The organism is Pseudodesulfovibrio sp. zrk46 (genome assembly GCF_012516435.1).
Classification (GTDB): Bacteria; Desulfobacterota; Desulfovibrionia; order Desulfovibrionales; family Desulfovibrionaceae; genus Pseudodesulfovibrio.
Genome location: NZ_CP051216.1, coordinates 2,553,384 through 2,566,182 on the forward strand (window position 1 = coordinate 2,553,384; position 12,799 = coordinate 2,566,182).

Consider the following 12,799-nt stretch of genomic DNA (forward strand, 5'->3'; position numbering starts at 1 on the left):
CCTTACAGGTAGTGCATGATGATCTTGCGGGTGGCGTTGTCGATCATGGCTTCGTCCAATGCTCCCTCAAAGGTGCTGATGAGTTCCTTGGCATCCGGGAAGTCCTGGCGGATTCCGAAATGGAAGCTGGATGGCTCGCCGATGGCGAGTTCGCGAGCATGAATCTTGTTCTTCAGGCCTGCCTGCTTGATGGCGTACATGGCGGCCAGTCCATTGCCCACAAAGATGTCCGCCTCATGGCGTGAGATCAGAGTGAACACTTCGGCCATATCCTTGACGTAGCGAATCTTCAGATAGGGCGGAAATGTCTTGGCGGCCCAGCCGTTGCCTTCGTAGTCCACCTGACTGAAGTCGCTCAACTGGGGCATGCTGGTGATGCCGTTGATCTGGGAAATACGGGGATTGTCCACGGCGCAAAAAATGGAGGGCAGGCTCTCCACAACCGGTTCTTCGCTGAAATACATGTACTGTTTGCGTGTGTCGGTGGGGTTGGTGCAGAGCACGTCCGCCTTGCCTTCCTGAACCAACGTCTGTGCCTGCGGCCATGCCATGCCACGATGCTCGACAGTATAGCCCATACGCTTGCCAAGGATATCATCCATACAGTCCACAAGGATGCCGGTCATCTTGCCGTCGCGTTCCATGGAATAGGGCGGAAAGGTCTTATCCCAGTTGCAGATGATGGTTTTGTCCGAGGCAAAGGTGAAGGACGGCAGCAATGCACTACCGGCGGCAGCGGTGAGAAGGGTCAGGGCGTGGCGGCGGGAAATCCTGGTCATGGCGGTCTCCGGTCTGAATGTGGACTAATGAGCCGGATCATATGCTGCGTCAGGATTTATTGCAACGTTACCAGTTTACTAGCGCTTGAACTCTCTTTGGCGGCGTTCTTCCTGTGCCTTTTTGTAGACGATCTCGGCCTCGCCGGATGCGAACATGGCCCTGAGTACCGTAGTGATTCGGGGGACGAGATCAGTATGTTTCTTGTTGAGGTAGTGGTACAGGGGGACCTGCGCCAAAGGGGGCTCATGGGCTCTGATGCACTCCCACCCCGGACGGCTTTTCATGGGTAACGCCCGACGCGGCGCAAAGGCGACATCCACTCGACCGTCAGACAGGAGGGTGAACAGCTTGTCCCAGCTTTCGGCCCGGTACACATTGTCCATATGAGCCGTAGCGTTCTCTGCGTATTTGAAGCCTCGCAGGATGCCGACCCGGTATTGCCCGATGGAGTTGATGTCGTGAATAAGCAGGTCGTCCTGGCAGACGAAGGCCACATATTCGACATGAGTAACGGGTTGGGGGATCCTGATGAGATTGGTGTATGTATCGCCGACCTCGAAGATTCGGTCTACTTCTCCGTCAGAAGCGCCGCTATTGGATTCCTCCAAACTGCGTCCACTGGGAAGCCGCCACGATTCCAACTCAATGTCGAGCTTCGCATAGGCTGCTTTAAGCAAATCAAACGCAATATAGCTCGGCTCGGCCTGTGGCATGGTCAAGACCAGCTTTTGGCTAGCCAAGGCTGGAGCGGCGGCTAGCAGGATGAGTATGACGGATAACAATACTTTCATTACGCCCTTAACTTACTGACAGAGTATAAAGGGTGTCAAATCTTGTCAGGCGATCGATTTTAAAGGCTACTTGAAGGGGGTATTCCAGGACCTGTTGACGGTTCTATTCGCTTTGTCCGATTTGGTTATGGGAGGGATTTGAGGATGAGGTTCCGCCTGCCTTTGTGAAGACAGTGGATGGCAGATCATGATGCTCTAGCTGTTAATTGAGGGGTTCCAACTCTATTTTGGTTTGGTGCCTGATGGCGTCTGCCTTCCCGTTTTCATTCGATTCCTTCAGCAGCTTTGAGATGGCTGGGACCAGGTGCTTATTCTTTTTATGAAGATAGTGAAATAACGGTTTGTCGAGCAAAACAGTGTGTTTGAAATCATACTGGTTTCTCAAGCGTTGTGTTTGCGTCTTCAAGGAGTGGAGAGTGGTCAGTAAAACATCCAATCGCCCAAGTACCAAGAGATCAAAGAGGGTGTCCCAATCGGGCAGAGCTGTGACCTTGGTGCAGTTTACAGTAAGTGAGTCAGCGAATTTGACGCCACTTCTCGTGCCAATTCTAAGCTGTTTGATATCTGCGAGCGTTTTTACGGTCGTGTCCGGATCAACTGTGACTGCAATGATGGTAAATGAGTCAACGGGTTCTGGAATGCGAATGAGATTCGGGTTGTCCTTTTCGATTTCCTGAATTCGACAGACCTCACCATCCAGAAATCCTTGGTTGGATTCGTCCAAGGCCCTCAAACCTGGGAGGGGAACCGGGATGATCTTGATGCCAATAGTTGCGTAGGCCGCTTCAAGAACCTTGAGAGAAACGATAGACGCATCATTGCTCGTCATCCCCAGTTTCAGAGACTTTGGAGCTGGTGCTGATACGTTGTCCGGGGGGGCAGACTGTGCATTTGAATCGGATGCAAGCGTGATAAAACATATTGATACCGCAAGTAGGATATGAAGTGTTTTTTTCATGTCAGATGCATTGATTCAGTTATGCCGTTGAGTGCCTCTATCCCAGAAAGTTCTTCACGCCGGTGAAGACGATCTGTGCGGCCATGGCAGAGAGCACCAGTCCGGTAATCTTGGTCAGGACCGAGAGTCCCATGGAGCCGATGAGTCGTTTGATGGCCGGGGCCAGGAACAGCATGACGCCCACGGTGAGGCAGGCTGCGACCAGTGCGCCAGCGCCCAGACTTTTTTGAGTGAAGGTTCCCAACTCGGCACCAAGGATGAGCAAGGTACCGATGGTGGCCGGTCCCACAGTGATGGGAATGGCCAGTGGTACCACTGCCACGTCTGCATCATTATCCGGTTCAGGTTTGGTCCGTTTGCCCGACACCAGTGATACGGCAGACAGGAAGAGCAGGCTGCCCGAGCCAATACGGAACCCATCCAGCGTGATCCCCAGCGTGGCGAAAATGGGATTGCCCGCATAGTACAGGATCAGCGAAATGATCAGCACCGAAATTGTGGTGCGTACAGCCAGCGAACGCTGCTGGTGCGTGTCCATGTCTTCGATGAACGAGAGGAAAACTGACAGCACGAAGAAGGGCGTCAGGAGAAAGAACAGTTTTATGTAAAGGGAGATGAACAGCGTGGTCATGATAACCCCGCGCGCAGCGCGCAACAAAAAAGTTTATGAGAGTCTTAAGCCTCTTGCTTAAAGGGGCTTAAGCCGTCGGAGACGCCCTTCCAGCGAGGAAATCTCGTGGGCAAGCGTGCCGGAGGCATCTACTTCAACAACTGCTCTGCCATGGCGTCGCCTTGTGCGCCGCCGCCTGCCATGCGTGAAAGCTCCTTCTTGATATCAGCACCTTCAAGACGGTTGCAGCCAGTGTAGGTGACGTCGTCAATGACATCCTTCTGGATGAGGAAGTGACGATCCGCCTTGCCGGCAAGCTGTGGCCAGTGGGTGATGAGGAGCATCTGCTGACGGTCGGCCAGGGCGCGGAGTTTGGCCCCCACGGAGTTGAGGGTCATGCCACCGATTCCGGCGTCTACCTCGTCAAAAATGAGCGTTGGCAGGGCATCGTGATCGGTGTTTTCATCGCCGCGCATGGTTACCAGGGCGAGCAGGAAGCGGGACAATTCACCACCGGACGCGATCTTGTCAAGAGGTTGTGCAGGCTGACCCGGATTAGGTACCCACATGAGTCGTCCGCGCATGTCTTCACACCCGGGATAGAGCTCGCGGGCGTCGAATTCGAAGTGGACTTTGACGTGCTCGGAAAAGCCGAGGTCCGTGAGCTCGTCCACGATGCGAATGGAAAGCTCTTTGGCTGCCTTTTTGCGTGCTTTGTTGAGAACTTCGAGCGTAGCACTGAGCGCCTTGGCCGCTTTGTCTTCCTCTTTCTTGAGGTTCTTGAGGTCGAGGGCACAGGCGTCGAGGAAGGAAAGATTTTCGTCGATTTCGGTCTTGAGATTGACGATCTCATCCAGGCCGCGGCGAAGCTTGCGCTTGAGCTTCGCCAACTCGAAAAGACGCTCCTCCACGTCATCGAGATTCATGCCGTCATCATCGTCATTCTGCTTGTCGGGGCCTTTGCGCAGACGGGAATCGAGATCGTGCAGCATCATGCGCAACTCTTCGATGGCCTCACGGTCATCCTCGAAGTTGGGGAAGAGGCGGGCGATGATCTCCATCTCGCGGGTGAGGAGTGTCATGGCATCCAGGAGGCCTACTTCGCCGTGCAGAACATCCAGTGCATTCTGCAGGCATTCTCCAGCCTGCTCCCGGCCCTTGAGGGTCTTTTTGCGCTCTTCCAACTCGTCTTCTTCGCCGGGGAGAGGATCGACTTTGTCGATCTCCTTCTTTTGGTACTCAAGGAAATCGCGCTGCTTCTCAATGTCGTCGAACTTGTCCATGAGCTGTTGCTTGCGCTCAAGCACGTCGTTCAGCACCGCGAGCCCTTCATTGCGTTCAAAGAGCAGTTTCGGGTTCGGCAGGAATGAGTCGAGGACTTCAGCCTGAAAGCTGGGAGACAGTAATTTCTGCTGCCCATGCTGGCTGGTGTGGATGACCAGCTTGGACCCCATGTCCCGAATGGTGGGCTGGGAAGAGAGCGTGTCGTTGACGAACACGCGGCTGCGGCCGGTCTCGGCAGAGAGTTCGCGCCGGATCACGGTTTCGCCTTCTGGCAGGACAAACAGGGCTTCGACCGATGCCTTGTCAGCACCGGGGCGTACCAGCTTCTTCTCCATGCGTTCGCCCATGAGGAAATCCACGGCGCGCATGATGAATGATTTACCCGCACCGGTCTCACCTGTGAGGGTGTTCATTCCGGAAGAGAATTCCAGTTCCACATCCTCAATGAGTGCGAGATTCTTGATACGGAGCAGTTCCAGCATGTCATACCAGCCTAATAAAAGAGTTGGGCACGGTCCCGCTTGAGTTTGTCCGCTGGGAGCGCCTTGAGAAAATCAGTGTAGCGATCATCCTTATACACCATGGCGGCGCGGTGGAAAAGGGCTGTGAAAGCAAATGGGTCATACACCCCGGTCTTGCCGTATTCCCACGGGGCATCCTTGGCAATATGCGGTGCCGCCAGATCAAATGCCTTGCGGATGGAAACTCCGTTGGGCTCGGTCCACTTCCACATATCCACTTTAAAATGCTCGGCAATAGCGGCGAGTATGAAAAACGCTTCAAGATTGAAAAAAGTGTAGTGACGAGAACGGGTACGCTCCAGTTCACGGGGCATAGTGCCGTCGCTTTCAATCTGGGAAAGTATCCGCATGGGAGTTCCCGATGTCACAATGGAGCGGGCAAGGCTCTCTTTGCCGATGTACATGGCAAACACCGCCACTTGCGCATCATACCACGTCCCATGGTTGTTCAGGGAGTTGCCTTCCTTGCGGCCAAAGCTGCTCTTCTGCAACCATTTCAAATAGTCGGTGAACCATGAAGTCACCTTTTTGGTCACTACCTTCGACCATGTGTGCGAAGGTTCGAGAATACGGGCGGCTTCGCAAACCTTTATGAGGTCGCGTGTCTCGATAATGCCGTAATGCGTACCGTCGGCTATTCCGGGGCGGGACTGGGCATAGTTCAAGGACGGATTCATGCGCGTGACCGAATCACAAACCCATGACCATATCAGGCCGGTTGCTTTGCCTGCGTACTCTTCATCGCCTGTCATGTACCAGGCGAGGGCGAGGGTCAGGGCATCCGAAGACATACGACGCATCCGTGCGCGGTCGTATTTCTCCGTGGCCGATTGCGGATTGCGCTGACCGTCGCGGCGTACGTAGGGCAGACCATCCAAGGTCTCGTTGTTGGGCCACCAGTAAGGAGCCAGCGACCAGTAATCGTGCATGGTGCCGCCCGGCGGTGCTGATGCTTTGAGAATGACAGCCTCGGCCGGGGCCTTGAGCGCGCGGTCCGCGTCGGCGATGAACGCCTTGTAGGCGGGCATGAGCTCGCGGTCGCGTTCCAATATGCGTTGTTTGGTCGCGGCCAGCACTTTGGGCGAGAGCACGATGGTGTCCGGCAGCCTTCCGGCGAGCGCCTGTCCGGTCAGAACCAGCAGCGCGATGAGCAGGGCAAGGCTGCGAACACCCATGGATTACCGTCCGCTTTTGAGCTTCGAAACCATTTTGAGCATGTTGTAGACTGTCACAGGGCCACCTGCCTCTTCCTTGGATTGGAACTGGGAAGCGCGGCGGAAACGGAGCTTTTTGCAGAACTCCAACGTATCCTTGTTTTCCTCGTAGCAGTACATGCTGATGGTGGCGTAACCCTTGGCGCGGAACTCTCCCTCGATCCATTCGACGAGAGCCCGGCCAACGCCTTTGCCCTGATAGTCGGGATCGACCCACAGTTGGGTGATGGTGTTGTCCAGATACATGACAAAGCCGACCATGCGGCCCATGATCTCGGCTATGCCTGCACGGCCCAGCCCGGTGCGCACGATCTTCTGCGCCTCGTTGGCGTCATACCATTCGCGCACATACTGCTCCGGCATGAAGTTGGCGTAGCTTTCCTTGAAGGCTTCGAGCAGGATCTGCTCCATGATATATACGTCATCCTGCGTGGCAGGACGGGTGAACGGGGTACTCATTGTTTCAACCTCGGATCAAGCAAGTCTCGCAGGGACTCGCCAAGTAAGTTGTATCCCAATACGGTCAGCAGAATGGCCATGCCGGGGAAGACCGACAGCCACCATGCTATGCCGAGGACTTCCTTGCCCTCCAGAAGCATGTTGCCCCAGGAAGCGTCGGGCGGCTGTACGCCGAGCCCGAGGAAGGAGAGGGAGGATTCAGTCAGAATGGCTCCGGCAACGCCCAAAGTGGCGGAGACAAGCACCGGCGCAATAGCGTTGGGCAGGATATGCCGGAATATGATGCGGACCGGGCCGGCCCCTGCTCCGCGCGCGGCAAGTACATAGTCGCGCTCACGGATGGTCAGGGTTTCGGCGCGAACCAGACGGGCAACGCCCATCCAGCCGGTCAGGCCGATTACTATCATAATATTGGTCAGGCTCGGCTCCAGAAAGGCGATGACCGCCAGAATCAGGAAAAAGGACGGGAAGCAGAGCATCACGTCCACGCCGCGCATGATGATTTCGTCCACGATGCGGCCGAAGTAGCCGGACACGAGGCCGAGGACCAACCCAATGGCGGTGGCAATACCCACGGCCACAAAGCCGACCCAGAGAGAGACGCGCCCGCCGTAAAGGATGCGGGAAAATACGTCGCGCCCCAGTGCGTCCGTGCCGAGCAGATGCGCTGCAGACGGCGGCTGGAGCAGGGTGTCTACATTGATCAGATTAGGATCGAAGGGCGCAATCCATGGGGCGAATACCGCACCCAGTGACATCAAACCGACGATGAACAATCCGATGATAAGCAGGGCATGACGAGCCAACGGAGAGGGGCGCTTCAGGGGACGGCGTTTCATCGTTCCCTCCCCTGTCCGATGCGGACGCGCGGGTCGGCCAGACCGTAACCCACGTCAGCCAGCAGGTTGCCTACCAGAGTGAGCACCGCGCCGAGCACCAGACTGCCCATGATCAGAGGATAGTCGCGTGACATGACAGCCTGATAGAAAAGCTGTCCCAGTCCGGGCAGGGCAAAAATGGATTCAATGATGACCGAGCCGCCGATGAGCGACGGAACCGACAGCCCCAGAATGGTGATGACCGGCATGAGCGCATTGCGCAGGGCGTGTTTGAACAGCACCGTATGTGCGGGCAGTCCCTTGGCCCGGGCGGTCATGATGTAGTCCTGGCGGAGCACTTCAAGCATGGAGGAACGCATGAAGCGGGACATGCCAGCCCATGAGCCGGAGGTGTAGATGAAAATTGGCAGGATCAGGTGTTTTGCCAAATCCCATGCTTTCCCCAAGGGAGACATGGAATCATATCCCATTGATGTGAGCCCCGAAATGGGCAGAATCGGCCAGTTGATGCCGAGCCAGAGCATGAGCAGCAGGGCCAGCCAGAAGCCGGGCATGGCAAAGCCTATGAACACGATAATCGTGGAGATCTTGTCGAAAGCCCCGCCTCGCCACCACGCGGCGGCCACGCCTACGGGCACGGCTATGAGCAGCGTCAGCACCATGGAAGCCACGTTCATGCCAAAGGTCAGCGGCAGTCGTTCCTTGATTTTGTCCCAGACAGGGCGGTGGTCGCCGGACATGGATTGGCCAAAATCAAAATGCACAAGGCGGTTGAGCCATTTCGCATATTGTACGTGCAGCGGTTGATCCAGTCCGTATAGTTTTTCCAGTTGGGCACGCGCTTCCATTCCCGCCTCAGGATTGAGGGTGGTCTGGAGGTCTGTGGGCGAGCCCGGGGCAAGATGAATGACCCAGAAACTGATGACCGTGATGCCGAGAAACACCACGCCCACCCACAGGAGTTTGATGAATATGCGTTTTAATACTTGGACCATAGATAAACCTTGTTATTTCAACCGTCCCTCGTTTCTTACAGCATGACCGTGGGCGAATCAATGTGTGAAGGGTACAAATTCTTGACTGATTCGATGATGTCCAGGTGTTGAGTCGGGAGAATCTCCCGAATTTGCCGATTAAAAAATAACGGTATTGAAATGTGCCTTATTCGTAGGTAATTACAACGGTCTAAGTGATTATTCTGGAGAGTTTCGATGATGTTGGATTCCTTGCGTTACGGTATTTTTTCTAATAATTCTCATAATATCAGCTTGGATCGCCGATGTTTGATTGGGCTCGGAGCCAAGGATATTTGTGTGTATCCGTCATGGACCGAGGCAGAAGCCGGGTTCCAGCTTCGGGACATCGACTTTGCTCTGGTGGATGAAAAGCTCGAAGACACTGACGCGATTCAATGTATTGATCGCCTCAAACGAGTTTCCTCTCGCAACGTCCCCGTAGTCATCATCACTAATGATCGTCGTCGAGAAGCCGTGCTCGATTCCATCGCCGTGGGCTGCGGCGGGTACGTCCTCCGTCCATATAGCATTGATACGCTGAGTCGCCACCTGCGTGCCGCTTCTTCCAGTATATCACCGGATGAAATTGAGCAGGAAATGCTCTCCGATGCCTTGGGGCTGGTGAGTGCCGGACAGTTTGACGAAGCCTTGGAAAGCCTTGAAGAACTGGTGGAAGAGGAAAATCCGGCCACCAAGTATTTTGAGCGGGGCATGCGCTATCTGGCCGAAGAGAAGTACGGTAAGGCCATCATCGCCTTCAATAAGGTCATCGCCATCAATGAGATGTACGCCGAAGCCTACAAAGGTATGGCCGAGGCCCATAAGGGTAAAGGCGATATGGAGAAGTATCAGGAGTACCTCACCAAGGCGGGTGATGTGTTCGCCATTCAGGATCGCCTCGACGAGGCCAAGCAGGTTTTCGTGGAGATTCTTCAGAACGAGCCGGATGCGGTCAATCCATTCAATCGACTCGGCGTAAAACTCCGCAAACAGGGCGATTACAAAGGAGCCATACGCGCTTATCATCAGGCCGCAGAACTGACTCCGGACGATCCCAATCTCTACTACAATATGGCCCGGGCCTATGGTTTCAACGGGGACAATGAGAACGCGCTCAAGTACGCCGAAAAGAGCATTGAGTTGGACCCGAAAATGGAACACGCCCAGGCCCTGCGTGATCAGATCGCCAAAAAGAGCAAAAACGTCATCGATAAGGCGCCCAAGACTGATATGTCCGGCCGCGTTCTCATCGATCTTGATAATTAGCACACCAATCGCAACACACTGCCTCAATAGGAAAAAACGTCTTTTTTTTGCGCCAAACTATTTTTTTCAAACTTTTCCTGTTGACATCATCCGGCCCCTTAGATAGACACCTCTTCACCCAACGACGTGGGGCTGTAGCTCAGTTGGGAGAGCGCTTGAATGGCATTCAAGAGGTCGTGGGTTCAATTCCCTCCAGCTCCACCATATATTTCAAGAGGTTATCCATTGGTTTGGATAACCTCTTTTTTGTTTTTGGTGTTATCTGGATAACATTTTGGGTTCTCCGACTTTTTCGATCCTCAATGGTTGCGCATGGATGGTTCCGGAAGACCGCTTGAACTTCGGTAAAGCGGTCGTATTGAAATCTTGTCAATAGGAAATGTTATGCCTTTTCGCTCGTTATCATGTCATTCTCACCCGTTTTCATCCTTAGCTGAAAACTCGTGGTAGGTTTTGCCAAATCAATGACCAGTTTCGAAGACGGTCAAAAAGGAGAAATTGAAATGGCAAAGAGAACAGTAAAACATATCGGGGATGATCAGCTTGTTTATGGGATGCCCAAGCACATGGTGGGAGTGTCCTCCCAAGAGAGTTTGACAAAGTTTAAGAAGGCTGAAGCAGAGTATGAACGATCAAACCAGAACCCTCCTGCTGATCCCATGGGGGATTATTACTGGACGGTTCATCCGAAGTCTAAAGCATGTGTAAAATGCCAAGCAATGGCAGGAAAGGAGTTTATGGAAGAACCAGAACGTCCGCATCCCAATTGCAAATGTGAGATAAAGAAGCACCCGTTGCGAAAAGTAAAGCGGTATATTAATGGATCTTTATCTAATCATGAGTGGCGCAGGTTTAAGGGAGGGAAGCACGTCCATATCCGGCTGAAGGGGATATGGGGTGGTTTAACAACTGGAGTTTGGATCGAAGTTAACGGTGAGTCCAAAGAGAATCTAGCCTGCCCTCCACGGACTTCACATACTATCAATTTGAAAGCAGATGAGGATGCCCCTGTCACTTGGACGATTCGGTTGCAGGCTCACGGTTCAGATGGCATTCAAGTTGACTACACTATTATATATGAGGATTGGGATGATTAACAAATTAGTCTGTCTAGCTGTTTCCTTCTTGTTTGTATTCGCTTGTGCTGTGGAGACATTTGCATGCGACCTTTATCTTCCGTGTGAGAGTGTCGAGGGGATAGTGGTCAGCAAAGGGACTGAGCATCTTTCTGGAGGGGAAAAGAAAATGGTCTTTGTGGCTTGTGTTGATGTGGATGCGGCAAAGACCAATCTTAAGGAGTTGGTTGCAGGCTGTAATCATGACTCAATTGTCGTGAAAACGGGGAGCACCTCTATTACTGTTCCCAAAAGTGAGTTTCCTGGTGGGCATTGGTTCAGTATTGTCCGGTTTGAACCCCAAGAAGCTCTGGATGCAGCCATGAGCCTTTGTCCGGACAAGGTGAAGTCTTATCTTCCTTAACTTGGTGTTGGATAACCTCCCACAGCACAAAATCCCCGCTTTCCGCCAAAAAAAAGTTCTCCGCTCAAAATTTTAATCAATAATTTAAACAGATACAAAACTTGCTCCTTGAATGGCATTCAAGAGGTCGTGGGTTCAATTCCCTCCAGCTCCACCACAAATTTCAAGAGGTTGTCCAGTGTTTTGGATAACCTTTTTTTTGTTTTTGGGACTATCTGGATAACAGGTTGCGGTTATCCGTTTTTTCTAATCTCAATGGTTATAGTGGGATGATGATTGGCGGCCCCTTGAACTCAAGAAAAGTGGTCTTTTCAAAATCCTGTCAACACAAAAATGCGGTGATTTCATCGCATCTTACCGACCATGCACCGCACTTGGCCGACTTTGGCGTGCATTCTGCCTGCAATGCTTTGTGCCGGACAATTTCGCTGAAAAACCCATGATAGGCTTTTCGCAAATAAACGAACAGCCCACTGGGTAAAGGAGAAATTGAATGACGAGAAAACGGGTTCAACACATTGGAGGTGACCAACTGGTCTATGGGCTGCCGAAACACATGTCCGCAGTGGCTGGCAGTGGCGGAACAAATGACACCAACTCTGAGAAGGCAACGACATACTGGCGATTCAAACCAAAGCCTCACGCCTGTGAGAAGTGTCAGGCTATGAAGGATGTATGGTTTGAAAGGAAACCGGCACAGATTCACCCGAACTGTAAATGCGAACTCGAACAATTTGAAGCGATTTCAACCGATGCAAGCCGGGACATTGTCGTACCACCGGGTGTGGACATAGAGGCCAACCTTGCGGAAGCACGGCGCAAGGCGAAGGAGTGCAGAAACAAAGCTGATCAAATTATATCTGCTTTGGAAGCAAAGGTGAAAAGGGTCATCAATGACTTCTCGTTGCCCGATTCTCTTCGTAAGACATCTGCCGAAGCGGTGGCTTTTTATCTCAAATGCGAATGGGTTTATGAGAAGTTTCAGAATGATGGCAAGTACGATTACAAACAAATCGACAAGCGATATCAAGCTTTCGGGAACTACCATTACGGCCTGTACACTAATGCAATGAAACTTAACGCAACTTTCGCTCAGGTCGCTGCCGGCTATGCTCAATTCAGAGCTGGGACCTGGGAGCCGGAGTTTTATAGCACATGGCTTGATGATCCCGCGGACAATGGTGCAATCAGGAAAGGGCAAGCCTATCCTGTGAGATGAATAATAAGGGAGGCGCATGAATTGCGTCTCCTTGATAATATATTGAAAATTCAACGTCTGTCAGGCATCATGCCGTGCATATTGGTAGACTTGTTTTACACCGAGAAAGTCGCTCCTTTTGATTCGCACTATCGGAACAAAAGAGAAGTAAGGCCAACAAAATGAAATCTCTTAGAATCATACTACTACTTTTTTTTGGCATTCAAGGAGCACTCGCTGTTCTGTTCGTGCCTTTCTTGCTTTGGGGATTGCTTGTCGGCTTTCCATTCACAGACCAGGAACCACTTAATCACCATTGGTTGAATATAGTAGAACTCGCCGTGGTCATTTTTGCTTCCTGGTTCACATATGGAACCATACGTA

General features: G+C 52.7%; 13 protein-coding genes and 1 tRNA gene. 5 read left to right on the plus strand and 9 right to left on the minus strand.

The window, feature by feature from the left end:
* Window positions 1–2: 2 nt before the first annotated feature.
* The 9 genes from HFN16_RS11635 to HFN16_RS11675 all read right to left on the minus strand — a co-directional run bounded on the left by HFN16_RS11635 (window position 3) and on the right by HFN16_RS11675 (window position 8,451).
* Window positions 3–779: a transporter substrate-binding domain-containing protein gene (locus HFN16_RS11635; protein WP_168890909.1), complete on the minus strand. Its 777-nt coding sequence runs from the start codon at window positions 777–779 to the stop codon at window positions 3–5.
* A 78-nt stretch (window positions 780–857) separates the two neighbouring features.
* The gene (locus tag HFN16_RS11640) at window positions 858–1,571 is read right to left on the minus strand and encodes a transporter substrate-binding domain-containing protein (RefSeq protein WP_168890910.1); all 714 of its coding nucleotides are present in this window, start codon (window positions 1,569–1,571) and stop codon (window positions 858–860) included.
* Between the two features lie 202 nt (window positions 1,572–1,773).
* Window positions 1,774–2,529, minus strand: a complete 756-nt coding sequence (locus HFN16_RS11645; RefSeq protein ID WP_168890911.1) for a transporter substrate-binding domain-containing protein — start codon at window positions 2,527–2,529, stop codon at window positions 1,774–1,776.
* Between the two features lie 37 nt (window positions 2,530–2,566).
* The gene (locus tag HFN16_RS11650) at window positions 2,567–3,160 is read right to left on the minus strand and encodes a MarC family protein (protein WP_168890912.1); all 594 of its coding nucleotides are present in this window, start codon (window positions 3,158–3,160) and stop codon (window positions 2,567–2,569) included.
* Window positions 3,161–3,288: 128 nt separating this feature from the next.
* Window positions 3,289–4,905, minus strand: coding sequence for an AAA family ATPase (locus tag HFN16_RS11655; RefSeq protein WP_168890913.1), 1,617 nt, complete (start codon window positions 4,903–4,905; stop codon window positions 3,289–3,291).
* 11 nt (window positions 4,906–4,916) lie between these two features.
* Window positions 4,917–6,119 carry an alginate lyase family protein gene (locus tag HFN16_RS11660; RefSeq protein ID WP_168890914.1) on the minus strand — a complete coding sequence of 401 codons (1,203 nt, stop codon included), beginning with the start codon at window positions 6,117–6,119 and terminating at the stop codon, window positions 4,917–4,919.
* A gap of 3 nt (window positions 6,120–6,122) precedes the next feature.
* On the minus strand, window positions 6,123–6,617 hold the full coding sequence (locus tag HFN16_RS11665; protein ID WP_168890915.1) for a GNAT family N-acetyltransferase: 495 nt from the start codon (window positions 6,615–6,617) through the stop codon (window positions 6,123–6,125).
* The gene (locus HFN16_RS11670) at window positions 6,614–7,456 is read right to left on the minus strand and encodes an ABC transporter permease (RefSeq protein ID WP_168890916.1); all 843 of its coding nucleotides are present in this window, start codon (window positions 7,454–7,456) and stop codon (window positions 6,614–6,616) included. Before HFN16_RS11670 ends, HFN16_RS11665 begins: the two co-directional genes overlap by 4 nt.
* Window positions 7,453–8,451 carry an ABC transporter permease gene (locus HFN16_RS11675; protein ID WP_168890917.1) on the minus strand — a complete coding sequence of 333 codons (999 nt, stop codon included), beginning with the start codon at window positions 8,449–8,451 and terminating at the stop codon, window positions 7,453–7,455. The genes HFN16_RS11670 and HFN16_RS11675 overlap by 4 nt, the downstream gene beginning before the upstream one ends.
* Window positions 8,452–8,667: 216 nt before the next feature.
* Here HFN16_RS11675 and HFN16_RS11680 point away from each other — a divergent pair, with 216 nt between their 5' ends.
* The 5 genes from HFN16_RS11680 to HFN16_RS11700 all read left to right on the plus strand — a co-directional run bounded on the left by HFN16_RS11680 (window position 8,668) and on the right by HFN16_RS11700 (window position 12,436).
* The gene (locus HFN16_RS11680) at window positions 8,668–9,738 is read left to right on the plus strand and encodes a tetratricopeptide repeat protein (RefSeq protein WP_247648321.1); all 1,071 of its coding nucleotides are present in this window, start codon (window positions 8,668–8,670) and stop codon (window positions 9,736–9,738) included.
* Window positions 9,739–9,866: 128 nt separating this feature from the next.
* Window positions 9,867–9,942 (plus strand) — tRNA-Ala (locus tag HFN16_RS11685).
* A gap of 299 nt (window positions 9,943–10,241) precedes the next feature.
* The gene (locus HFN16_RS11690) at window positions 10,242–10,835 is read left to right on the plus strand and encodes a hypothetical protein (RefSeq protein WP_168890918.1); all 594 of its coding nucleotides are present in this window, start codon (window positions 10,242–10,244) and stop codon (window positions 10,833–10,835) included.
* Window positions 10,828–11,217, plus strand: coding sequence for a hypothetical protein (locus tag HFN16_RS11695; RefSeq protein ID WP_168890919.1), 390 nt, complete (start codon window positions 10,828–10,830; stop codon window positions 11,215–11,217). Before HFN16_RS11690 ends, HFN16_RS11695 begins: the two co-directional genes overlap by 8 nt.
* Window positions 11,218–11,710: 493 nt before the next feature.
* Window positions 11,711–12,436 (plus strand): polymorphic toxin type 44 domain-containing protein, encoded by a 726-nt coding sequence (locus HFN16_RS11700; protein ID WP_168890920.1) that lies wholly within the window; start codon window positions 11,711–11,713, stop codon window positions 12,434–12,436.
* Window positions 12,437–12,799: the final 363 nt, after the last annotated feature.

What these genes read in the sequence shown, in the direction of transcription:
- HFN16_RS11635 (WP_168890909.1), bottom strand. Translation starts at nt 779, where the DNA reads ATGACCAGGATTTCCCGCCGCCACGCCCTGACCCTTCTCACCGCTGCC.
- HFN16_RS11640 (WP_168890910.1), bottom strand. Translation starts at nt 1,571, where the DNA reads ATGAAAGTATTGTTATCCGTCATACTCATCCTGCTAGCCGCCGCTCCA.
- HFN16_RS11645 (WP_168890911.1), bottom strand. Translation starts at nt 2,529, where the DNA reads ATGAAAAAAACACTTCATATCCTACTTGCGGTATCAATATGTTTTATC.
- HFN16_RS11650 (WP_168890912.1), bottom strand. Translation starts at nt 3,160, where the DNA reads ATGACCACGCTGTTCATCTCCCTTTACATAAAACTGTTCTTTCTCCTG.
- HFN16_RS11655 (WP_168890913.1), bottom strand. Translation starts at nt 4,905, where the DNA reads ATGCTGGAACTGCTCCGTATCAAGAATCTCGCACTCATTGAGGATGTG.
- HFN16_RS11660 (WP_168890914.1), bottom strand. Translation starts at nt 6,119, where the DNA reads ATGGGTGTTCGCAGCCTTGCCCTGCTCATCGCGCTGCTGGTTCTGACC.
- HFN16_RS11665 (WP_168890915.1), bottom strand. Translation starts at nt 6,617, where the DNA reads ATGAGTACCCCGTTCACCCGTCCTGCCACGCAGGATGACGTATATATC.
- HFN16_RS11670 (WP_168890916.1), bottom strand. Translation starts at nt 7,456, where the DNA reads ATGAAACGCCGTCCCCTGAAGCGCCCCTCTCCGTTGGCTCGTCATGCC.
- HFN16_RS11675 (WP_168890917.1), bottom strand. Translation starts at nt 8,451, where the DNA reads ATGGTCCAAGTATTAAAACGCATATTCATCAAACTCCTGTGGGTGGGC.
- HFN16_RS11680 (WP_247648321.1), top strand. Translation starts at nt 8,668, where the DNA reads ATGATGTTGGATTCCTTGCGTTACGGTATTTTTTCTAATAATTCTCAT.
- HFN16_RS11690 (WP_168890918.1), top strand. Translation starts at nt 10,242, where the DNA reads ATGGCAAAGAGAACAGTAAAACATATCGGGGATGATCAGCTTGTTTAT.
- HFN16_RS11695 (WP_168890919.1), top strand. Translation starts at nt 10,828, where the DNA reads ATGATTAACAAATTAGTCTGTCTAGCTGTTTCCTTCTTGTTTGTATTC.
- HFN16_RS11700 (WP_168890920.1), top strand. Translation starts at nt 11,711, where the DNA reads ATGACGAGAAAACGGGTTCAACACATTGGAGGTGACCAACTGGTCTAT.